General features: G+C 68.6%; 20 protein-coding genes, 2 pseudogenes and 1 riboswitch. Of the genes and pseudogenes, 10 read left to right on the top strand and 12 right to left on the bottom strand.

From position 1 onward, the window contains the following. Position 1: 1 nt before the first annotated feature. Positions 2–1,927 (bottom strand): threonine--tRNA ligase, encoded by a 1,926-nt coding sequence (gene thrS / locus EDC36_RS00110; RefSeq protein ID WP_132961235.1) that lies wholly within the window; start codon positions 1,925–1,927, stop codon positions 2–4. A gap of 116 nt (positions 1,928–2,043) precedes the next feature. Here thrS and EDC36_RS00105 point away from each other — a divergent pair, with 116 nt between their 5' ends. Continuing rightward, positions 2,044–2,622 carry a malonic semialdehyde reductase gene (locus EDC36_RS00105; RefSeq protein ID WP_132961234.1) on the top strand — a complete coding sequence of 193 codons (579 nt, stop codon included), beginning with the start codon at positions 2,044–2,046 and terminating at the stop codon, positions 2,620–2,622. A 103-nt stretch (positions 2,623–2,725) separates the two neighbouring features. On the opposite strand, the gene aceA is transcribed toward EDC36_RS00105, so the two are convergent. Next, complete coding sequence (gene aceA / locus EDC36_RS00100; RefSeq protein ID WP_132961233.1) at positions 2,726–4,045, bottom strand: isocitrate lyase; 1,320 nt, start codon at positions 4,043–4,045, stop codon at positions 2,726–2,728. A gap of 373 nt (positions 4,046–4,418) precedes the next feature. Continuing rightward, positions 4,419–4,530, top strand: a riboswitch (TPP riboswitch). Between the two features lie 147 nt (positions 4,531–4,677). On the opposite strand from aceA, the pseudogene thiC reads away from it, so the two are divergent. From thiC to EDC36_RS00085, 3 genes and pseudogenes are all read left to right on the top strand, one after another. Continuing rightward, a pseudogene (thiC, locus tag EDC36_RS00095) lies at positions 4,678–6,429 on the top strand (phosphomethylpyrimidine synthase ThiC); the annotation flags it as partial. Positions 6,430–6,515: 86 nt separating this feature from the next. Further along, a pseudogene (locus EDC36_RS00090) lies at positions 6,516–6,769 on the top strand (DUF4160 domain-containing protein). Between the two features lie 31 nt (positions 6,770–6,800). Then, positions 6,801–7,082 carry a DUF2442 domain-containing protein gene (locus EDC36_RS00085; RefSeq protein WP_132961231.1) on the top strand — a complete coding sequence of 94 codons (282 nt, stop codon included), beginning with the start codon at positions 6,801–6,803 and terminating at the stop codon, positions 7,080–7,082. 12 nt (positions 7,083–7,094) lie between these two features. Here the strand turns inward: EDC36_RS00085 and EDC36_RS00080 are convergent, their stop codons facing one another. The 3 genes from EDC36_RS00080 to nadC all read right to left on the bottom strand — a co-directional run bounded on the left by EDC36_RS00080 (position 7,095) and on the right by nadC (position 9,855). Further along, positions 7,095–7,676: a hypothetical protein gene (locus tag EDC36_RS00080; protein WP_132961230.1), complete on the bottom strand. Its 582-nt coding sequence runs from the start codon at positions 7,674–7,676 to the stop codon at positions 7,095–7,097. Between the two features lie 160 nt (positions 7,677–7,836). Continuing rightward, entirely contained in the window at positions 7,837–8,934 is a 1,098-nt protein-coding gene (nadA, locus tag EDC36_RS00075) for a quinolinate synthase NadA (protein ID WP_132961229.1), read from the bottom strand. A 27-nt stretch (positions 8,935–8,961) separates the two neighbouring features. Further along, complete coding sequence (gene nadC, locus EDC36_RS00070) at positions 8,962–9,855, bottom strand: carboxylating nicotinate-nucleotide diphosphorylase (RefSeq protein ID WP_132961228.1); 894 nt, start codon at positions 9,853–9,855, stop codon at positions 8,962–8,964. 166 nt (positions 9,856–10,021) lie between these two features. Between nadC and panB the strand changes: the two genes are divergently transcribed. Together panB and panC are read left to right on the top strand one after the other, a co-directional pair. Then, complete coding sequence (panB, locus tag EDC36_RS00065; RefSeq protein ID WP_132961227.1) at positions 10,022–10,897, top strand: 3-methyl-2-oxobutanoate hydroxymethyltransferase; 876 nt, start codon at positions 10,022–10,024, stop codon at positions 10,895–10,897. 19 nt (positions 10,898–10,916) lie between these two features. Further along, positions 10,917–11,768: a pantoate--beta-alanine ligase gene (gene panC, locus EDC36_RS00060; protein WP_132961226.1), complete on the top strand. Its 852-nt coding sequence runs from the start codon at positions 10,917–10,919 to the stop codon at positions 11,766–11,768. Positions 11,769–11,802: 34 nt separating this feature from the next. Here panC and EDC36_RS00055 read toward each other — a convergent pair whose 3' ends face one another. The 4 genes from EDC36_RS00055 to EDC36_RS00040 all read right to left on the bottom strand — a co-directional run bounded on the left by EDC36_RS00055 (position 11,803) and on the right by EDC36_RS00040 (position 14,159). Beyond that, complete coding sequence (locus EDC36_RS00055; RefSeq protein WP_132961225.1) at positions 11,803–12,828, bottom strand: NAD(P)H-dependent glycerol-3-phosphate dehydrogenase; 1,026 nt, start codon at positions 12,826–12,828, stop codon at positions 11,803–11,805. Between the two features lie 15 nt (positions 12,829–12,843). Then, a complete protein-coding gene (gene secB, locus EDC36_RS00050; protein ID WP_132961224.1) occupies positions 12,844–13,314 on the bottom strand; it encodes a protein-export chaperone SecB in 471 nt (156 codons plus the stop codon). Between the two features lie 145 nt (positions 13,315–13,459). Beyond that, on the bottom strand, positions 13,460–13,723 hold the full coding sequence (gene grxC, locus EDC36_RS00045) for a glutaredoxin 3 (RefSeq protein ID WP_132961223.1): 264 nt from the start codon (positions 13,721–13,723) through the stop codon (positions 13,460–13,462). A 28-nt stretch (positions 13,724–13,751) separates the two neighbouring features. Further along, complete coding sequence (locus tag EDC36_RS00040; protein ID WP_132961453.1) at positions 13,752–14,159, bottom strand: rhodanese-like domain-containing protein; 408 nt, start codon at positions 14,157–14,159, stop codon at positions 13,752–13,754. Positions 14,160–14,289: 130 nt separating this feature from the next. On the opposite strand from EDC36_RS00040, the gene gpmA reads away from it, so the two are divergent. The 3 genes from gpmA to EDC36_RS00025 all read left to right on the top strand — a co-directional run bounded on the left by gpmA (position 14,290) and on the right by EDC36_RS00025 (position 17,380). Beyond that, positions 14,290–15,033: a 2,3-diphosphoglycerate-dependent phosphoglycerate mutase gene (gene gpmA / locus EDC36_RS00035; protein ID WP_132961222.1), complete on the top strand. Its 744-nt coding sequence runs from the start codon at positions 14,290–14,292 to the stop codon at positions 15,031–15,033. A 110-nt stretch (positions 15,034–15,143) separates the two neighbouring features. Continuing rightward, positions 15,144–16,607 (top strand): S41 family peptidase, encoded by a 1,464-nt coding sequence (locus EDC36_RS00030; protein WP_132961221.1) that lies wholly within the window; start codon positions 15,144–15,146, stop codon positions 16,605–16,607. Positions 16,608–16,618: 11 nt separating this feature from the next. Continuing rightward, the gene (locus EDC36_RS00025) at positions 16,619–17,380 is read left to right on the top strand and encodes a HesA/MoeB/ThiF family protein (RefSeq protein ID WP_132961220.1); all 762 of its coding nucleotides are present in this window, start codon (positions 16,619–16,621) and stop codon (positions 17,378–17,380) included. Here EDC36_RS00025 and EDC36_RS00020 read toward each other — a convergent pair. The 3 genes from EDC36_RS00020 to clsB form a co-directional block, all read right to left on the bottom strand. Further along, on the bottom strand, positions 17,364–17,789 hold the full coding sequence (locus EDC36_RS00020) for a BLUF domain-containing protein (RefSeq protein ID WP_132961219.1): 426 nt from the start codon (positions 17,787–17,789) through the stop codon (positions 17,364–17,366). The two genes, EDC36_RS00025 and EDC36_RS00020, sit on opposite strands and share 17 nt — an antisense overlap. 12 nt (positions 17,790–17,801) lie before the next feature. Continuing rightward, positions 17,802–18,530: a GTP cyclohydrolase I gene (folE, locus tag EDC36_RS00015; RefSeq protein ID WP_132961452.1), complete on the bottom strand. Its 729-nt coding sequence runs from the start codon at positions 18,528–18,530 to the stop codon at positions 17,802–17,804. Between the two features lie 65 nt (positions 18,531–18,595). Then, positions 18,596–19,834 carry a cardiolipin synthase ClsB gene (gene clsB, locus EDC36_RS00010; protein ID WP_132961218.1) on the bottom strand — a complete coding sequence of 413 codons (1,239 nt, stop codon included), beginning with the start codon at positions 19,832–19,834 and terminating at the stop codon, positions 18,596–18,598. A gap of 179 nt (positions 19,835–20,013) precedes the next feature. On the opposite strand from clsB, the gene EDC36_RS00005 reads away from it, so the two are divergent. Then, positions 20,014–20,477 (top strand): AAA family ATPase (locus tag EDC36_RS00005; protein WP_165902779.1); only part of this gene is annotated, 464 nt, incomplete at its 3' end.

The following is a 20,477-nucleotide window of genomic DNA, read 5'->3' as shown; positions in this document are numbered from 1 at the left end:
ACTAACGTTTGGCAGCGACGTCGTCGCGCAGGCGCTGGATGAAGTCGTGCACCGGCATCACGCCCAGGTCTTGGTTGCCGCGCGCGCGCACCGACACGGTGCCGCTGGCGCGCTCCTTGTCCCCGACGACGAGGATGTAAGGCACTTTTTGCAACGCCTGCTGGCGGATTTTATAGGTGATCTTTTCGTTGCCAAGATCCAGCGCGACGCGAACGCCGTGTTGGCGCAAGGTGTTGGCAATTTCGCCACAGGCGTCGGCCTGCGCGTCGGTGATGTTGAGCACCGCCACCTGCACCGGCGCCAGCCACACCGGCAGCGCGCCGGCGTGCTGCTCGATCAGGATGCCGATGAAGCGCTCCAGGCTGCCGACGATGGCGCGGTGCAGGATCACGGGGCGCTTGCGGCTGCCGTCTTCGGCCACGTACTCGGCGTCCAGCCGCTCGGCCAGGTTGAAGTCCACCTGGATCGTGCCGCACTGCCATTCGCGGCCGATGGCATCCTTGAGCGTGTACTCGATCTTGGGCCCGTAAAACGCCCCTTCGCCCGGCGACAGCGTGAACGCGCAGCCCGACTGCTGCAAGCTTTGCATCAAGGCGGCTTCGGCCTTGTCCCACAGCTCGTCCGAGCCGATGCGCGCCGCCGGCCGTGTCGAGACCTTGTACAGGATCTCGGTGAAGCCAAAGTCGGCATAGACCTTTTTGAGCAAGCGTGTGAACGCGTCGCACTCGGCCAGGATCTGGTCTTCGGTGCAGAAGATGTGGCCGTCGTCCTGCGTAAAGCCACGCACGCGCATGATGCCGTGCAGGCCGCCCGACGGTTCGTTGCGGTGGCACTGGCCAAACTCCCCGTAGCGCAGCGGCAGGTCCCGGTAGCTCTTGATGCCCTGCTTGAAGATCAGGATATGCCCCGGGCAGTTCATCGGCTTGATCGCGTAGTCGCGCTTTTCGCTTTCGGTGATGAACATGTTGTCCCGGTACTTGTCCCAGTGGCCGGTCTTTTCCCACAGGGCTTTGTCCAGGATTTGCGGCCCCTTGACCTCCAGGTACCCGTTGTCGCGGTAGACCTGGCGCATGTACTGCTCGACCTGCTGCCACAGCGCCCAACCCTTGGGGTGCCAAAACACCAGCCCCGGCGCGTGGTCGTCGATGTGAAACAGATCGAGCTCCTTGCCCAGCTTGCGGTGGTCGCGCCGCTCGGCTTCCTCCAGCCGGTGCAGGTAGGCCTGCAGCTCCTCTTTGCTGGCCCACGCGGTGCCGTAGATGCGCTGCAACTGCTCGTTGCGGTGGTCGCCCCGCCAGTACGCCCCGGCCACCTTCATCAGCTTGAAGTGCTTGAGCTTGCCGGTGCTGGGCACGTGCGGCCCGCGACACAGGTCCTCGAAGCCGCCCTCGCGGTACAGGCTGATCGTCTCGCCCTCGGGGATGCTGGCGATGATCTCGGCCTTGTAGTGCTCGCCCAGCCCCTTGAAGTACGCCACCGCCTCGTCGCGCGGCAGCACCCGGCGCACCACCGGCTCGTCGCGCGCGGCCAGCTCAGTCATTTTGGCTTCGATGGCGGCCAGGTCCTCGGGCGTGAAGGGGCGCTTGTACGCAAAGTCGTAATAGAAGCCGTCCTCCACCACCGGGCCGATGGTCACCTGCGCGTCCGGGTACAGCTCCTTGACCGCCCAGGCCAGCAGGTGCGCGGTCGAGTGGCGGATGATTTCCACCCCCTCGGGGTCTTTGGGTGTGAGGATCCACACCCGCGCGTCGCGCTCCACGGGGTACGACAGGTCCACCGCCCGAGGCGCGGCCTCGTCGCTGTACTGCACCTTGCCCGCCAGGGCCGCCTTGGCCAAGCCGGGGCCGATGGCGGCGGCGATTTGCCCCACCGTCACGGGGGCGTCAAAGCTACGTTGCGAACCGTCGGGCAGCGTGATCTGGATCATCGATGAAGCTCGGCAAGGCGGGCAAACCAACAAGAGATCGATTTTCGCACACCGGGCGCGGGCCCTGGCGCCTTGGCACAATGCCGGCTCTCGTCCATCGCATGGAGCCACACCCGATGCAGATCACGACCGAACAACTGTTCGACCACGCCCGCACCCACAACGCCTGGCAGCCCAAACCGGTGCCCGACGAGCTGTTGGTGCGCCTGTACGACCTGATGAAATGGGGGCCGACGTCGGCCAACTGCAGCCCCACGCGCATCGTGTTCGTGCGCTCGCCCGAAGCCAAGGCGCGCCTGCTGCCGTGTCTGATGGAGGGCAACCGCGCCAAAACGGCGGCAGCCCCTGTCACGGCCATCCTGGGCATGGACATGGCGTTTTACGAGCAACTGCCGCGGCTGTTCCCACACAACCCGGACGCGCGCAACTGGTTCGCCGGCAACGAGGCGCTGATCCAGGCGACGGCGCTGCGCAACGGCAGCCTGCAAGGCGGCTACTTCATCCTGGCCGCGCGTGCGCTGGGCTTGGACTGCGGGCCGATGAGCGGCTTTGACGCCGCCGCGGTGGACGCGGCGTTTTGGGCCGGCACCACCGTGCGCACCAACTTCATCTGCAACCTGGGCTACGGCGATCCGGCCGGGCTGTTCCCGCGCAGCCCGCGGCTGCCGTTCGACGAGGCCTGCCGCCTGGTCTGAACCGCCTCATCAAACAAACAACCGGCGGGGCCATGGCGACCACGCCGGTTGCGCGACGTTCGGCGCCGGGGCAACCCAGCGGGGCCCCGGCAACCGACCCTGATCAGTGGAACTGCTCTTCCTCGGTCGAGCCGGCCAGCGCCTTGACGCTGGAGCTGCCACCTTGGATAACGGTGGTGACGTCGTCGAAGTAGCCCGCACCGACCTCTTGCTGGTGCGACACGAACGTGTAGCCCAGTTCGCGCGCCTTGAACTCGGGCTCTTGCACCATGTCGACGTAGTGCTTCATGCCCTGGCCGCGCGCGTAGTGGTAGGCGAACATGAACGTGTTGTACCAGTTGATGTGGATGCCGGCCAGCGTGATGAACTGGTACTTGTAGCCCAGCTCGGACAGCTTGTCCTGGAACTCGGCGATCGTCTTGTCGTCGAGGTTTTTCTTCCAGTTGAAGCTGGGCGAGCAGTTGTAAGCCAGCAGCTTGCCGGGGTACTTTTCGTGGATGGCCTGGGCGAACTCACGCGCAAAGCCCAGGTCCGGCGTGCCGGTTTCGCACCACACCAGGTCGGCGTAGGGCGCGTAGGCCACGCCGCGGCTGATGGCCTGCTCCAGACCGTTCTTGACGCGGAAAAAGCCCTCCTGCGTGCGCTCGCCGGTCAGGAACGGACGGTCGTTGGCGTCGTGGTCGCTGGTCAGCAGGTTGGCCGCTTCGGCGTCGGTACGCGCCAGCACGATGGTGGGCACGCCCATCACGTCGGCGGCAAAGCGCGCCGCGATCAGCTTTTCCACCGCTTCCTGCGTCGGCACCAGCACCTTGCCCCCCATGTGACCGCACTTCTTGACGGCGGCGAGCTGGTCTTCGAAGTGCACGCCCGCCGCGCCCGCGGCGATCATGTTCTTCATCAGCTCGAAGGCGTTGAGCACGCCGCCGAAGCCCGCCTCGGCATCCGCCACGATCGGCAGGAAGTAGTCGATGTAGCCCGCGTCACCGGGGCCGATGCCGCGGCTCCACTGGATCTCGTCGGCGCGCTTGAAGGTGTTGTTGATGCGCCGCACCATCGTCGGCACCGAGTCGTAGGCGTACAGCGACTGGTCGGGGTACATGGTTTCGGAGGTGTTGGCGTCGGCCGCCACCTGCCAGCCCGACAGGTACACCGCTTCCAGGCCCGCCTTGGCCTGCTGCATGGCCTGACCCGCCGTCACCGCGCCAAAGGCGTTGACGTAGCCCTTCTTGGCCTCGCCGTTGATCAGGCGCCACAGCTTTTCGGCGCCGCGCTTGGCCAGCGTGTACTCGATTTGCAGCGAGCCGCGCAGGCGCACCACGTCGGCGGCGCTGTAGCCGCGCTTGATGCCTTTCCAGCGCGGGTTTTCGGCCCAGTCTTTTTCCAGCGCAGCGATCTGCTGCTCACGGCTCACGGGTTGCGTCATGGTCAGACTCCTTGTCGACAAAAAGGTGGTGAACAAACCGGGTGGCGGAGACGGGCAACCAGGGGCGCGCCGCCTTGACTTCAGTATAAGTCTTCTATAAGACACAACACCAGTCTTGTGTCTTATAGAAGACTATTTTTACGACTTAAAAAACAGGTAGTTAGAAACTACTTTCCGCATAATGACATGACGTTCCATGCCCACAGGGGCAACCGCACGTCCTCGGCAGGCCTGGCTTTCAGAATGACGAACCGCCTTTTCATATCATGAAATAGAGCCTTGCGCGCCGATACCCGGAGGTTCGGCGACCGCACGCGCAGCGCTGGCCGTGGTCGCTGGACCGACGGTCGTCGCGCCCCCGGCGTACAATGCGTCCACGCTCCGGGGTGTCCACGACCAGTGGGCTGAGACGGCGCTGCACGCGCGCCGAACCCGTCGAACTTGATCCGGTTCACACCGGCGTAAGGACGAGCCTGTGCCGCCAGCCCTGGCTGGCGCGCCCGCCCCGCAGGGCGCGGCCCCCGGAGCCTCCCCCGACCCACCCCGAGGAGCGCTCCATGACCACCACCGTCACCGTCCCCATCGCCGTCGCCCCCCCGGCCCACAACGATGCGGCGTCCACCGGCGTCACCGTGGGCCCGATCTGCGGCTCGCGCAAGGTGTACGTCACCGGCAGCCAGCCCGACGTGCGCGTGCCGATGCGCGCCATCGCGCAAAGCCCCACGCCCCAGGCGCTGGGCGGCGAGGCCAACCCGCCGGTGTTCGTCTACGACACCTCCGGCCCCTACACCGCGCACGACGCCGACATCGACATCCGTCGCGGCCTGCCGCCGCTGCGGCTGGCGTGGATCGAGGCGCGGGGCGACACCGAAGCGCTTGGCGGCCCCAGCAGCGCCTGGGGGCGCCAGCGCGAAGCCGACCCCGCCACCGCGGCGCTGCGTCACCCGGGTCGCGCCCACCCGATCCGGCGCGCCCGCGCCGGCGCCAACGTGACGCAAATGCACTACGCGCGCCGCGGCATCGTCACGCCCGAGATGGAGTTTGTCGCCATCCGCGAAAACCTCAACCGCCAGGCGTACCTGGAGGCGCTGCGCGCCAGCGGCCCGCGCGGCCAGCGCATGGCCGAGGTGCTGCTGCACCAGCACCCGGGGCAAGCGTGGGGCGCGCGCATCCCGACCGAGATCACGCCGGAGTTCGTGCGCCAGGAGGTGGCCGCCGGGCGCGCCATCATCCCGGCCAACATCAACCACCCCGAGAGCGAGCCGATGATCATCGGCCGCCACTTTCTGGTCAAAGTCAACGCCAACATCGGCAACTCGGCGCTGGCGTCCGACATCGCCGCCGAGGTGGACAAAATGGTGTGGGCCACCCGCTGGGGGGCCGACACCGTGATGGACCTGTCCACCGGCGCGCACATCCACGAAACGCGCGAGTGGATCATCCGCAACAGCCCCGTGCCGATCGGCACCGTGCCGATTTACCAGGCGCTGGAAAAGGTGGGCGGCGACCCCGAGGCGCTGAGCTGGGAGGTGTTTCGCGACACCCTCATCGAGCAGGCCGAGCAAGGGGTGGATTACTTCACGATCCACGCCGGGGTGCGGCGCGACTTCATCCCGCTGACCGAGCGGCGCCTGACCGGCATCGTGTCGCGCGGCGGCTCGATCATGGCGCGCTGGTGCCAGGCGCATGGGCAGGAAAACTTCCTCTACGCCCACTTCGAGGAGATTTGCGCCATCATGAAGGCCTACGACGTCGCCTTCAGCCTGGGCGATGGCCTGCGCCCCGGCAGCATCCACGACGCCAACGACGAGGCGCAAATGGCCGAGCTGCGCACGCTGGGCGAACTGACCCAGATCGCCTGGCGGCACGACGTGCAGGTGATGATCGAGGGGCCGGGCCACGTGCCGATGCAGTTGATCCAGGCCAACATGGACGAGCAACTGCATGCATGCTTTGAGGCGCCGTTTTACACCCTGGGGCCGCTGGTGACTGACATCGCGCCGGGCTACGACCATCTGGCCAGCGCCATCGGGGCGGCGCAGATCGGCTGGTACGGCACCGCGATGCTGTGCTACGTCACGCCCAAGGAGCACCTGGGGCTGCCCAACCGCGACGACGTCAAGCAAGGGCTGATCGCGTACAAGATCGCTGCGCACGCGGCGGACCTCGCCAAGGGCCACCCGGGTGCGCAGATCCGCGACAACGCGATGTCCAAGGCCCGCTTCGAGTTCCGCTGGCAGGACCAGTTCAACCTGGCGCTGGACCCGGACACGGCGCGCGCCTACCACGACGAAACGCTGCCCAAGGACGCCGCCAAGCGCGCGCCGTTTTGCTCGATGTGCGGGCCCAAGTTCTGCTCTATGCGCATCACGCAGGAGCTGCGCGCGCAGGCGTAGCCGCCGCGGCGCGGCCCGTGGTGCTACACTGCCCCGAGCCTTCATCGAAGGGTCGTGCCACGCCTGTCATCAGCATGTTTTATGGCATCGTGGTGGCGCTCTTTTACGAAGATCGGGGCCAGCACCACCGTCCGCATATCCACGTGCGCTACCAGGGCGCCAAAGCGGCCGTGGCCATTGACACGGGCGAGGTGCTGGCAGGCGACTTCCCCTGCGCCAGCTCAAACTCGTGCAGGCTTGGATTGAACTGCACCGTGAGGAGCTGATGGCCGATTGGGCACTGACCCAGGAAGGCGTGGAGCCGTTTCGTATTGCGCCGTTGCAATAAGCCGGCGTTGCCGGTCAAGGAGCCATGCACGATGAAGCCTCTGTGGGATGTCGTCGAAGTCCGGCCGCTGCCGGCATGGCGTTTGTGGTTGCGTTTCGACAACGGTGAGACGCGCTTGTTCGACATGACCCCGCTGCTGGACCGGGCACCTTTTCAGCGCCTGCGGTCCCCCGGCGTTTTCGAAGCGGCCCACGTCGCATGGGGAACCGTGGCGTGGCCAGGCAACCTCGACATCGCACCCGAAACGCTGTACGAACTCAGCGTACCCGCGCCAAGCGACGCGGCGGTTACCGACAACACGCCAGCGAGCTGATGCCCTCTTTCGTCAGTGCGGCTGGGTTGGGCGTTGCAACCCCCACGTGGCCGACAGCCGCCCCGCGAAGATGATGTGCAGCGTGCCGCCGTCGGGGCGCACGCTGAGCTCGACGCCGGGCTGAGGGGCGGGTGAGGTGCCCGTCACTTGCAACAGACCTGGCGGCCAGCGCACGTGCAACGTGGCCTCCATCGGCAGGTAGCCGTCCAGGTAACGCCGCATCAGTGGCCCCGCGTGTAGCCGCCAGCGGTCGGGGCCATCCGGCTCCAACGCCTGGCTGACCAGGTCGATGCACACCTGCGCCCCCCGTTGCACGTCGGCCAGCTCGACACGCCGCCCCTCGACCCACGCGCGCCCCACCCCCTCGACGCTGGCGATGTCGATGCGCCGCACGCGCTGGGGGTTGAAAGCGACGACGATGCGGTGCGTGGGGTCGAGCTGGCGGTGGCAGGTGCGCATCGTCACCAGACCCTGCTCCAGGCTCGCGGCGTCGATGTGCACGTCGGCCTCGTAGCGGTACGCGCCGGGGTCGGGCCGTTCGGCCAACAGGCGCAGCTCGCCTTCACGGGCCACGTCGTCCAGCGTCAGGGCCATGGCAGGGGCCGCGACCCACGTCGCCCACAACGCCCACCGCCGACCCATCGCTCGCATGACCCCACCTTCATCAATGCTCGGGCGACCATGCTACGGCGACTGCCGCCGCCAGCCCGGACGGTGGTGGATGATCGCCCCACCGCCCATGGGGGATTGGGGCTCAGGCCGCCCCCAGATGCGGCACCAAGGCCCCCAGCGGCTCGCCGCGCTTGCGCGCGGCCGTGAACGCCAGCATGCGCTCGATCGGCCGCCGTGCCCGTGGGATCAGCGCCGGGTCCACGTGCACCTCGTTGAGGCCCGTCTCCAGCACCTGCAGCACCCCGCGCAGGCCGTTCATCGCCATCCACGGGCAGTGCGCGCAGCTCTTGCAGGTGGCGCTGGAGCCGGCTGTGGGCGCTTCCAAAAACAGCTTGTCCGGGTGGCGCTGGCGCAACTTGTGCATCATGCCGTTGTCGGTGGCGACGATGAACACCTTGGCGTCCAGCGTGGCGGCCGCCTGCAGAATCTGCGAAGTCGACCCCACCACATCGGCCTGCGCCACCACCGCAGCCGGACTTTCCGGGTGCACCAGCACCTTGGCCTCGGGGTATTCGCGCCGCAGCGCCTCCAGCTCGAAGGCTTTGAACTCGTCGTGCACCACGCACGAGCCCTTCCACAGCACCATGTCGGCGCCGGTCTCGCGCTGGATGTAGCCGCCCAGGTGCTTGTCCGGCGCCCACAGGATCTTGTGGCCGGCGTCCTTGAGCGCGCGCACAATGTCCAACGCGCAGCTCGACGTCACCACCCAGTCGGCCTGCGCTTTGACGGCGGCGCTGGTGTTGGCGTACACCACCACCGTGCGGTCCGGGTGCTGGGCCCGAAAGGCCGCAAAATCGTCCGGGGGGCAGCCCACGTCCAACGAGCAGGTCGCGTCCAGGTCCGGCATCAGCACGGTCTTGTCCGGCGACAGGATTTTGGCCGTCTCGCCCATGAAGCGCACGCCTGACACCACCAACGTGCGCGCCGGGTGGTCGCGGCCAAAACGCGCCATCTCCAGGCTGTCGCTGACGATGCCGCCGGTTTCCTCCGCCAAGTCTTGCAAATCGGGGTGCACGTAGTAATGCGACACCATGACGGCGTCGCGCTCACGCAGCAGCGTGCGGATGCGGGCCTTGAGGGCCTCGCGCTCGGCGGGGGAAGGCTCCTCGGGCACGCGCGCCCAGGCGTGGCGCGTTGTGCACGCGGGCTGCTCCACTTCGACTTCGATCACATGTTCCATCTTCGCCTTCCTATGCCCACGGCGCGCTCACGCGCAGGGCAGCAGCCGCATCGACAGGTCCACCGCCTGCACGTCCTTGGTCAGCGCCCCCACCGAGATGCGGTCCACGCCCGTCTCCGCCAACGCACGCACGTTGGCCAGCGTCACGCCGCCCGAAATCTCCAACACCGCCCCGCCGCCGGGGTGAGCGTCGTTGCGCCGCACCGCCTCGCGCAGCGTCGCCAGGTCCATATTGTCCAGCAGGATCAACCGCGCGCCGGCGTCCAGGGCTTCGTCCAACTGGGCCAGCGTCTCGACCTCGATCTGCACGAACAGCGCCTGCGGCGCCAGCGCCTGCGCGCGCTGCAGCGCGGCGGCCACGCCCCCGGCCGCGGCGATGTGGTTTTCCTTGATCAGGATGGCGTCGTGCAGCCCCAGCCGATGGTTGAGCCCGCCGCCCACGCGCACCGCGTACTTTTGCGCCACACGCAACCCCGGCAGGGTTTTGCGCGTGTCGCAGATGCGCGCGCGCGTGCCCGCCACCGCATCCACGTAGCGGCGCGTGTGGGTGGCCACCGCCGACAGGGTTTGCAAAAAGTTCAGCATCGTGCGCTCGGCGCTCAGCAGGGCGCGGGCGTGGGCCTGCACCTCGAACACCGTGCCACCGGCCGCCACACGTTGCCCTTCGGCCACGTGCCAGCTCCAGCGCGCCGACGGGTCAAGCGCATGCAGCGCGGCCTCCACCCACGGCCGGCCGCACACCACGGCGTCCTGGCGTGCCAGCACGCGCGCGCGCATCGTGAGCTGCTCGTCCACCAGCGCCGCGGTCAGGTCGCCGGGGCCCACGTCCTCGGCCAGCGCGCGCGCCGCGTCGGCGGCGGCTTGGGTTTGCACGTCGGGCAGCGGCGGCTGCAGGCTGAGCGGGTCGGGTCGAGCGGTCATCGGTGAAGCCATGGTCATCATCGCAAAGCAGCGCGGGCATGCGCACAGGGCGCCAAGCATACACACCCCGTCGGGGCCGCGACACGGGCCGCGGCGTCGCGCTGTTGCGGTGCAACGAATGCACTAGACTAGCACCCCGCCTCGACACTGCGACCGGGATCCCCGCATGAGCGACACCACCGCCCGCACCCCTTACGGCACCTTGCCCGCGGCAGCGCCGCTGCCGCCGCGCAAACCGATCAGCCTGCCGCGCCTGCAAGAGATGCGCGAGCGCGGCGAAAAAATCGCCATGCTCACCGCCTACGACGCCACCTTTGCCGCGGTGGCCGACCATGCCGGCGTGGACTGCCTGTTGGTGGGCGATTCGCTCGGCATGGTCTGCCAAGGCCGCCCCAGCACCGTGGGCGTGACCCTGGAAGAGATGTGCTACCACACCGAATGCGTGGTGCGCGGCGTGCGCCGCGTGCAAGGCACGGTGTGGGTCATTGGCGACCTGCCGTTTGGGACCTACCAGGAGTCGCGCGAGCAGGCGCTGCGCAGCGCCGCGGCGCTGATGCAGGCCGGCGCGCACATGGTCAAGCTCGAAGGCGGCGGCTGGACGGTCGAGACGGTGCGTTTCCTGGTCGAGCGCGGCATCCCCGTGTGCGCGCACCTGGGCCTGACACCGCAAACCGTGCACGCCCTGGGGGGCTACCGTGTGCAGGGCCGCTCGAACGCCGAGGCCGAGCGCCTGCGCCGCGACGCGCTGGCGCTGCAAGACGCCGGCGCCACGATGCTGGTGCTGGAGATGGTGCCCGCCGCGCTGGCCGCCGAGATCACCCAGCAATTGCCGCGCTGCCACACCATCGGCATAGGCAGCGGGCGCGGCACCGCCGGGCAGGTGCTGGTGATGCACGACATGCTCGGCATCCATCTGGGCAAAACGCCCAAATTCGTGCGCAACTTCATGGAAGGCGCCGCCAGCGTGCGCGACGCCATGGCCGCCTACGTGGCCGCCGTCAAAGACGGCACCTTCCCCGACGACGCGCTGCACGCCTGGTAACTTCCTTCCGTTTGACACCATGCAGGTCATCCACACCATCGCCGAGCTGCGCCAAGCGCTGGCGCGCCACGACCACCCCGCTTTCGTGCCCACGATGGGCAACCTGCACGACGGCCACCTGGCCCTGGTGCGGCACGCGCGCACGCTGGGTGACGTCACGGTGGCCAGCATCTTCGTCAACCGCCTGCAGTTTTTGCCCCACGAGGACTTCGACACCTACCCGCGCACGTTGCAGGCGGACTGTGACAAGCTCGCGGCGCTGGGCTGTGACATCGTCTTTGCCCCGGCCGAAGAGGAGCTGTACCCCCAGCCCCAGACCTTCAAGGTGCAGCCGCCCCCGGCCCTGGCCGACATGCTGGAAGGGCATTTTCGGCCCGGCTTTTTCACCGGCGTGTGCACGGTGGTCATGAAGCTGTTCCAGTGCGTGTTTGCCAACGCCCGCGGCGAGCGCCACGCCGTCTTTGGCAAAAAAGACTACCAGCAGCTGATGGTGATCCGCCACATGGTGCAGCAGTTTGCGCTGCCCATCACGATCCATGGCCTGGACACGGCGCGTGCGCCCGACGGTCTGGCGCTCAGCTCCCGCAACGGCTACCTGTCGGCGGCCGAGCGCGCCCAGGCCCCGCAACTGGTGCAGACGCTGCGCACCGTGGCGGCCGACGTGCTGGGCGGCGAGCACAACCTGGCGGCGCTGGAGCAGCGCGCCATGCAAACGCTGGCGGCGCAAGGCTGGCAGCCCGACTACATCACGGTGCGCCGCCGCCACGACCTGCTGCCGCCCGAGCCGCACGACCTCCGCCCTGGCGCGCTGGTGGTGCTGGGCGCCGCACGCCTGGGACGCACGCGCCTCATCGACAACTGGGAGTTTTGACAGGGCGGGACGGCCGCGCACCAGGCAGGCGGGCTCACTCCGCCCGCGGGTCGCGGCCCATCAGGCGCTCGACGGCGCGGCGGGCGTCGAGCTGGCCGTCCAGCACCGCCACCACCGCCTGGGTGATCGGCACATCCACCCCCAGCTGCGCGGCGCGCAGCGCCACCGTGCGGGCGCTGTAAACCCCTTCCGCCACATGCCCCAGCGAGGCCACCGCAGCGCTCAGGTTCATGCCCTGCGCCAGCCGCAGACCCACCTGCCGGTTGCGGCTGAGGTCACCGGTGGCCGTCAGCACCAGGTCGCCCAAGCCCGTCAGGCCCATGAAGGTGTCGGCGCGTGCGCCCAGCGCAAGCCCCAAGCGCGTCATCTCGGCCAAGCCGCGCGTGATCAGCGCCGCGCGCGCGTTGTGGCCCAGTTGCAGCCCATCGCTCAAGCCGGTGGCGATGGCCAGCACGTTCTTGACCGCCCCGCCCACCTCCACGCCGACCACGTCGTCGTTGGCGTACACCCGCAGCACCTGGCCGTGGAACGCCGCCACCAGGGCGTCGCGCACATGGGCGTGGGCGCTGGCGGCCACCAGCGCGGTGGGCAGCCCCTGCGCCACCTCGCGCGCAAAACTGGGGCCGCTGAACACCCCCACCGCCAGCGCAGGCGCCACCTGCTGCGCGATTTCGTGCCCCAGCAAGCCCGGCGCATCGGCGGCTTGCGGGCGCTCGAAACCCTTGCACAGCCACACCACCGGCGGCGCGGCGGGGCCACCCGCCGGCCACACCTCGGCCAGCCGGGCCAGCCACGGCCGCAACGCCGCCATCGGCACGCCCAGCACCACCAACTCGGTGTCGGTCAGCCATGGGCGCAGCGCCGTGTCGTCGCCCCCGGCGCATTGCAGCGCGGCCGGCAACGGCACCCCCGGCAGGTAGCGGGCGTTGACGCGCTCGCGCGCCATGGCCGCCGCCTGGTCGGCGTCGCGCGCCCACAGGCGCACCTCGTGCCCCGCTTGCGCTGCGACGACCGCCAGCGCGGTGCCCCAGGCCCCCGCGCCGATGAACGTGATGCGCATAGCCCGCCGCGGACGTCAAGCCTGGCCGTTGGCGGCCGCCTGTTGTTGCTGCTGCTGCGCCAGCTGCTGCTCGTACATGGCCTGGAAGTTGATTTCGGCCAGGTGCACCGGGGGGAAGCCTGCGCGCTGGATCAGGTCCGCCACGTTGGCGCGCAGGTAGGGGTAGACGATCCGCGGGCACTGGATGCCGATGATTTGCTGCATCAGCTCCTGCGGGATGTGGCGGATTTCAAAAATCCCCGCCTGCTTGCATTCGACCAGAAACACCGTGCGCTCGCCGATCTTGGTGTGCACGGTGGCCGCCACGGCGATTTCGAACACCCCTTCGGCCAGCGACTGCGCCTCGACGCCGAGCTGGATGTCGACGCTGGGCTGCTGTTGCTCCAGGAAAATGGCCGGGGAGTTGGGCTGCTCCAGCGAGGCCTCCTTCAGGTACACGCGCTGGATTTGGAATACGGGGGTCGGGGCTTGCTGTTCGTCCGCCATGGTTGGGTGCTCAGGTAGGTTGCCACAGCCAGCGCCGCGGGCGCCCATCGCCCACCGGTTCGCGGCTGGTTCAGCCCACGATTATGGCAGCGGCGTCCGCCCCTTCCGCGCACGACGCCGCCCCGTGCCCAGCCGCAGCGCTCTGTCAACCCTGGCCGCGCAGCAGCGGCTCCAAGCCGCCGCGCGCATCCAGCGCGTGCAGATCGTCGCAGCCCCCTATGTGCTGCCCATCGATAAAAATCTGCGGCACGCTGGTGCGCCCCACCAGCCGCGCCATGGCCTGCCGCACATCCGGGCGGCCATCGACGTTGATTTCCTCCCACTCGGTCACGCCACGCGCGCGCAGCAACGCCTTGGCGCGGTGGCAGTACGGGCAGTAGTCGCTGCTGTAGATCTTGACGTGGGCCACGGTGCGATCTCCAAGGTTGGGGGTGGGCTCATCCCCGCTGCACCGGCAGGCTGGCCGCGCGCCACGCGGCCATGCCCCCGGCCAGCGACACGGCGCGCTCGTAGCCCAGTTTTTTGGCCAGCGCCGCCGCCCGACGCGAGCGCACCCCCGAGGCGCACACCAGCACCACCGGCACGCTCTTGTCCTTGACCACCTGCGGCAGCCGCTCGGCCAGCTGGTCCAGCGGCACGTTGCGCGCGCCCGCGACGTGGCCGGCCGCGAACTCCGCCGGCGTGCACACGTCGATCACCACCGCCTTGTCACGGTTGATCAACTGCACCGCCTGCGTGGGGTCCACCCCCGCCGCCACGCCGCCCGAAATGACCGGCCACAGCAACATCAAGCCCGAGCCGGCGGCCACCGCCACCAGCACCCAGTTGTCGAGCAAAAAATCCACGGTTGAGCGTTCCTCGTTGGGTTCATGACGCAGCGCCGCACGCGCGGCCTGCCCCGCCCGGTATTCTAGAATGTTGGGGTTTTCCCCACAGGCCACCCAACCTCGTGCGCCTGCCGCGCACGCCTGCACCATGCACAAGCTCGTCCTCATCCGCCACGGCGAATCGACCTGGAACCTGGAAAACCGCTTCACCGGCTGGACCGACGTCGACCTCACGCCCACCGGGGTATCGCAGGCCATCGCCGCCGGCCGCCTGCTGCGCGACGAGGGCTGGGACTTCGACCTGTGCTTCACCAGCGTGCTCAAGCGCGCCATCCACACGCTGTGGTACGTGCTGGACGAAATGGACCGCACCTGGCTGCCGGTGGTCAAGGACTGGCGGCTCAACGAGCGCCACTACGGCGCGCTGCAAGGGCTCAACAAGGCCGACATGGCGCGCCAGTACGGCGAGCAGCAGGTGTTGCTGTGGCGCCGCAGCTACGACGTGCCGCCGCCGGCGCTCACGCCCGACGACCCGCGCGGCCAGCGCCACGACCGCCGCTACGCCCACCTGGCGCCCGAGCAAATCCCCCTGACCGAGTGCCTCAAGGACACGGTGGCGCGCGTGGTGCCGTACTGGAACGAAGCCATCGCCCCGGCCATCCGCAGCGGCCAGCGCGTGCTGATCTCGGCGCACGGCAACTCGATCCGCGCCTTGATCAAGCACCTGGACGGCATTTCGGACACCGACATCGTCAACCTCAACATCCCCAACGGCGTGCCGCTGGTGTACGAATTCGACGCCGAGCTGCGCCCGCTGCGCCGCTACTACCTGGGCGACGCGGCGGCGGCCGAAGCTGCGGCCGCGGCGGTGGCGCGCCAGGGCCGCGCCTGAAGGCACGGGCACACCCCAACCCGCCCCGCGGCCAGGGCTGCCGAGAACTCGGGCGTCACGCCGCGCCTCCAAGGTGTATAGTGCCGCGCAACGAGCACGCAGGTTACACCATGGGGCACAAAGCAAGCATCGCAGGTTGGCTGGCGCTGGGCGCGCTGGCCGGAGCGCTGACCACCGTCGGGCTGCAAGCCACGGCGCGCGCCACGTTTGCGCCGCTGCCGCTGCAGGAGCTGCAGCAGTTCGCCGCCGTCTACGGCATCATCAAGAGCGACTACGTCGAGCCGGTGGACGACAAAAAGCTCATCACCGACGCCATCAGCGGCATGGTGGCGGCGCTGGATCCCCACTCGCAGTATTTCGACGCCAAGAGCTTCAAGGAATTCCGCGAGGGCACCTCGGGCCGCTTCGTCGGCGTGGGCATCGAAATCACGATGGAAGATGGGCTGGTCAAGGTCGTGTCGCCGATCGAAGACTCACCCGCGTTCAAAGCCGGGCTCAAGGCCGGCGACCTCATCACCAAGATCGACGACACCGCCGTCAAAGGCCTGACCATCAACGAAGCGGTCAAGCGCATGCGCGGCGAGCCCAACACCAAGGTCGACCTGACGGTGTTTCGGCGTGACGAAAACCGCACCTTCCGCGTCACCATCACGCGGCAGGAAATCAAAACCGTCAGCGTGCGCGCCAAGGTGGTCGAACCCGGCTACGCGTGGGTGCGCGTGTCGCAGTTCCAGGAGCGCACGCTGGAGGACTTCGCGCGCAAGCTGGAAGAGATCGTGCGCGCCGAGCCCAAGCTCAAGGGGCTGGTGCTGGACCTGCGCAACGACCCCGGCGGCCTGCTGGACGCCGCCGTCGGGCTGGCCGCAGCCTTTTTGCCCGACGATGCGGTGGTGGTCACCACCAACGGGCAACTGGAAGAAAGCAAAGCCACCTACCGCGCCACACCGCGTGACTACCTGCGCCGTGCCGGCACCGACCCCATCGCGCGGCTGACCGTCAACACGCAAGGGGCGCTCAAGCGGCTGCCGGTGGTCGTGCTGGTCAACGAAGGCTCGGCCTCCGCCAGCGAAATCGTGGCCGGCGCGCTGCAAGACCACAAGCGCGCCACCATCATGGGCAGCCAGACCTTTGGCAAGGGCTCGGTGCAAACGGTGCGCCCGCTGGGGCCGGACACCGCCATCAAGCTGACCACGGCGCGCTACTACACGCCCAGCGGCCGCTCGATCCAGGCCAAGGGCATCGTGCCCGACATCTGGGTGGACGAAACGCCCGAGGGCAACCTGTTTGCCGCGCTGCGCACGCGGGAAGCCGACCTGGAAAAACACCTGGCCGGCCCCGACGAAAAAGCCCTGACCGACGCCGAGCGCGAGGCCGCCCGCCAGCGCGAGCGCGAACGCGAAGCGGCCCGCCAGCGCCTGGAAGAAGAACAGCGCAAAAACCCCGGCACGCGGCTGTTGCCCGAATTCGGCTCCGACAAAGACTTCCAGCTGCAGCAGGCGCTCAACCACCTCAAAGGCCTGCCGGTGGTGGCCAGCAAAACCGCCACCGAGCGGCCGGCCAAAGCCGACAACTGACCCGTCGCGCCATGACCGACGAGCAGTTGCTGCGCTACTCGCGCCACATCCTGCTGGACGACATCGGCATCGAGGGGCAGGAGCGGCTGCTGGCCGCCCATGCCGTGGTCGTCGGCGCGGGGGGGCTGGGCTCGCCCGTGGCGCTGTACCTGGCCAGCGCCGGCGTGGGCCGCATCACGCTGGTGGACGCCGACACGGTGGACACCACCAACCTGCAGCGCCAGATCGCGCACACGCTGCAGCGCGTCGGCCAGCCCAAGGTGGTTTCGGCCCGGCAGGCCATGCTGGCCATCAACCCCGACGTGCAGGTGCACACCATCCAGCAGCGCGCTGACGCAGCGTTGCTCGACACCCTGGTGCCCGATGCACAGGTGGTGCTGGACTGCACCGACAACTTCGCCACCCGCCACGCCATCAACCGTGCCTGCGTGCGCCACCGCGTGCCGCTGGTGTCGGGGGCGGCCATCCGCCTGGACGGCCAGGTGGCGGTGTACGACCCGCGCCAGCCGACCAGCCCCTGCTACGCCTGCCTGTTCCCGCCTGAGCACGCGCCTGAGGAGGTGCGCTGCGCCACGATGGGGGTGTTTGCGCCGCTGGTGGGCATCATCGGCACGCTGCAGGCCGCCGAAGCCATCAAGCTGCTGGCCGGCATGGGCGCAGCGCTGACCGGCCGCCTGCTGATGTTCGACGGCCGCGCCAGCCAATTCACCGACGTGCAACTGGCGCGCCGTCCGGATTGCCCGGTGTGCGGCGACGCTACGCGCGCCCGATGATGCTGGCCGTGGCCATCAACTCCTCCAGCAACGCCAGCGACACCTTGCCCGACACGCTGTAGGGGTCGAACTCGGGCCGCTCGGAGTACTTCAGCACGATCGACGTGTTGAGCTTGGACAGGTTGACCTGCCCCATCGTCCAGCCGCCAAAACGCCGCTCGGCAATTTCCTCGTACAGCAGCAGCTCCACGTCGTGGTGACGCGGGTCCTCGATGATCTGCTTGTACAGCCGGTTGACCGCCCCGCGCCCGCCCTCGATGGCCTGCAGGTAAATGCCGCCACCGTAGCACAAAATGCCCGTGATGCCGTTGTGCAGGTTGTGGTGCCGCGCCGAGTGCAGGATGTCTTCGATGTCCTGCTGCGTGTGGCCTTCGCGCGCCCGGCTGACGTAGAGCAATCGCACCAGCATCGCCCGCCCCTTTCACTGCTGCACTTGGCGCGGCAGCAGCGACAAAAACTCCCGCCGCAGGTTGGCGTCCTTCAAAAACACCCCGCGCATGACCGAGTTGATCATGCGGCTGTCCAAGTCCTTGACGCCGCGCCAGGCCATGCAGTAGTGCGTCGCCTCCATCACGATGGCCAAGCCGTCGGGCTGGGTTTTTTCTTGGATCAGGTCGGCCAGCTGCACCACCGCCTCTTCCTGGATCTGCGGCCGGCCCATGATCCACTCGGCCAGCCGGGCGTATTTGCTCAGCCCGATGACGTTGGTGTGCTCGTTGGGCATCACGCCGATCCACAGTTTGCCAATCACCGGGCAAAAGTGGTGGCTGCACGCGCTGCGCACGGTGATCGGGCCCACGATCATCAGCTCGTTCAAGTGCTCGGCGTTGGGGAACTCGGTGATCGTCGGCGCCTTGGTGTAGCGCCCCGCGAACACCTCCTTCAGGTACATCTTGGCCACCCGCCGCGCGGTGTCTTCGGTGTTGTGGTCGTTGGTGGTGTCGATGACCAGGCTGTCCAGCACCGCCTGCATCTTGTCGGTCACCTCGTCCAGCAACTGCTCCAACTCGCCGGGCTGGATAAAGTCGGCGATGTTGTCGTTGGCGTGAAAACGCTTGCGCGCCGCGCGCAGGCGCTCGCGGATGCGCACCGAAACCGGTACGCCGTCGTCGTGCGGCTGGGTGTCCGTCATGGCGTCAGGGTTGGGCATGAGCATGCGTCCATCCTAACACCTCGCGCAAGCCCCCGCGTGCGTTGCGCCCACGGCGCATGGCGTCAATAGCGGTGGCCGGTCAAAAACAGCACCGCCCGCATCACGGCAAACGCCAGCGCGTCGCGCGCCTTTTCGTGCCAGGGGCGGCGGCGCAGCGTGGCCAGGTCCAGCGCCTGGCCGCGGGTGCGCAGCAGGTGCTCCAGCCGCCGGCGCAAGGCGGTGGCAAAACCGCGGTCGGTGGTCACCACGTTGGCCTCGCGCGCCAGCAGCAGGCTGATCGGGTCTAGGTTGCTGGAGCCCACCGTGGCCCAGCGGTCGTCCACCACCGCCACCTTGGCGTGCAGGGCGCTGGGGGCGTACTCGTGAATCTCCACCCCCGCGGCCAGCAGCGCCTGGTGCACCGGGCGCGGGGCGTGGTACTGCAAAAAGCGCTCGTACTTGCCCTGGATCAGCAACTGCACGCGCACCCCGCGGCGCACCGCCTGGATCAGCGCACGGCGCAACCGCCGCCCGGGAATGAAGTACGCATTGGCGATGATCACCTGTTGGCGCGCGCTGCCAATGGCTTTCAGGTACGCCCGCTCGATCGCGTGACGGTGGCGCAGGTTGTCGCGCCACAGCAGCGCGGCCGCGGCGCCGCGCGCCTCGGGCCAGCGCATCCCCTCCGGCGGCGCGGGTGGCGCCGCGCGCAGCACCTCGTCCAGCCACGGCACCCCCTCGCGCAACGCCTCCCAGGCGCGGCGCAGGTCGCGCTCGGCCACCGAGCGCACGGCCTGCATGCGCCACCAAAGCTGCTCCATTTGTTCCAGCATCTCGGCCACCACCGGGCCACTGACCTGCAACGCGAAGTCCAACCGTGGCTGCGGCAGCCGCCCCAGCACCACGTCGTCGCAGTCATCGATCAGGTTGATGCCCCCGCAAAAACCCAGCACCCCGTCCACCACACACAGTTTGCGGTGCAGCCGTCGCCAGCGGCTGGGGATGGCCAGCCCCAGCCAGCCCAACGGCCGGTACATGCGCCACTGCACCCCGGCGGCGTCGAAGCGCTGCGCCCACCCGGGCGGCAGGCGCGGCGTGCCCACCGCGTCCACCACCAACCGCACCGTCACCCCCCGCTGCGCGGCACGCTCCAGGGCTTGGGCCACGGCCAGCGCCGCGTTGGCGAAATGAAAGATGTACGTCTCCACATGCACCAAGCGCTGCGCACGGTCGATCGCCCGCACCATGGCCGGCACCAACTGCGCCGCCCCCTCCAGCAAGCGCAGGTGGTGCCCCGGCAGCAGCCGCGCGTTCAGCCCCATGCTCGCCCCACCCCAGCGCCGTGCGCACACCCGCACGTGCACGGCCCCAGCACGCCCCAGCCCTGCCCGGCGGGCACCGCACCACCACGGCCTGCCGGCCGCACCCTCGGGTTGACGCTTGGCATCGCCTCCATACGGGGTCATTGTCCACCAACATGGCAGCCAGCTATCATGGCTGTATGACCACGCGCCGCAAGCTGCCCATCGGCATCCAAACCCTGCGCGACATCCGCGATGGGGGCTACTACTACGTCGACAAAACGCCCCTGGTGGCGCAACTGGCCGACAGCGGCAAGTACTACTTCCTGTCGCGCCCGCGCCGCTTTGGCAAGTCGCTGCTGATCGACACCATCGCCCAGGCCTTTGCCGGCCAGCGTGCGCTCTTTGAAGGCGGTGAGGCCGCCGTGGCGCTGGGGGTGGACCCGGCGGTGGCCAACCGCCCGCGGCTGTTTCTCGCCGACCATTGGGACTGGGGGCGACGCTACCCGGTCATTCGCCTGAGCTTTGCCGAAGGGCGGCTGCAGCAGCCCGACAAGCTGGAAGCTCACATCCACCATCAGCTCAGCGCCAATGCCAAGGCGCTGGGCGTGGAGCTGCCGGACACGGGCCACGACCCGCACATCCGCTTCCATGAACTCATCAC

The sequence above is a fragment of the Tepidimonas ignava genome, assembly GCF_004342625.1.
Classification (GTDB): domain Bacteria; phylum Pseudomonadota; class Gammaproteobacteria; order Burkholderiales; family Burkholderiaceae_C; genus Tepidimonas; species Tepidimonas ignava.
Note: the sequence above shows the minus strand (reverse complement) of the source record. Positions and strands in the feature narration are given on the sequence as shown.

Coding starts and splice junctions, on each gene's coding strand:
- thrS (WP_132961235.1), bottom strand. CDS start 1,927: ATGATCCAGATCACGCTGCCCGACGGTTCGCAACGTAGCTTTGACGCC.
- EDC36_RS00105 (WP_132961234.1), top strand. CDS start 2,044: ATGCAGATCACGACCGAACAACTGTTCGACCACGCCCGCACCCACAAC.
- aceA (WP_132961233.1), bottom strand. CDS start 4,045: ATGACGCAACCCGTGAGCCGTGAGCAGCAGATCGCTGCGCTGGAAAAA.
- EDC36_RS00085 (WP_132961231.1), top strand. CDS start 6,801: ATGAAGCCTCTGTGGGATGTCGTCGAAGTCCGGCCGCTGCCGGCATGG.
- EDC36_RS00080 (WP_132961230.1), bottom strand. CDS start 7,676: ATGGCCCTGACGCTGGACGACGTGGCCCGTGAAGGCGAGCTGCGCCTG.
- nadA (WP_132961229.1), bottom strand. CDS start 8,934: ATGGAACATGTGATCGAAGTCGAAGTGGAGCAGCCCGCGTGCACAACG.
- nadC (WP_132961228.1), bottom strand. CDS start 9,855: ATGACCGCTCGACCCGACCCGCTCAGCCTGCAGCCGCCGCTGCCCGAC.
- panB (WP_132961227.1), top strand. CDS start 10,022: ATGAGCGACACCACCGCCCGCACCCCTTACGGCACCTTGCCCGCGGCA.
- panC (WP_132961226.1), top strand. CDS start 10,917: ATGCAGGTCATCCACACCATCGCCGAGCTGCGCCAAGCGCTGGCGCGC.
- EDC36_RS00055 (WP_132961225.1), bottom strand. CDS start 12,828: ATGCGCATCACGTTCATCGGCGCGGGGGCCTGGGGCACCGCGCTGGCG.
- secB (WP_132961224.1), bottom strand. CDS start 13,314: ATGGCGGACGAACAGCAAGCCCCGACCCCCGTATTCCAAATCCAGCGC.
- gpmA (WP_132961222.1), top strand. CDS start 14,290: ATGCACAAGCTCGTCCTCATCCGCCACGGCGAATCGACCTGGAACCTG.
- EDC36_RS00030 (WP_132961221.1), top strand. CDS start 15,144: ATGGGGCACAAAGCAAGCATCGCAGGTTGGCTGGCGCTGGGCGCGCTG.
- EDC36_RS00025 (WP_132961220.1), top strand. CDS start 16,619: ATGACCGACGAGCAGTTGCTGCGCTACTCGCGCCACATCCTGCTGGAC.
- EDC36_RS00020 (WP_132961219.1), bottom strand. CDS start 17,789: ATGCTGGTGCGATTGCTCTACGTCAGCCGGGCGCGCGAAGGCCACACG.
- folE (WP_132961452.1), bottom strand. CDS start 18,530: ATGCCCAACCCTGACGCCATGACGGACACCCAGCCGCACGACGACGGC.
- clsB (WP_132961218.1), bottom strand. CDS start 19,834: ATGGGGCTGAACGCGCGGCTGCTGCCGGGGCACCACCTGCGCTTGCTG.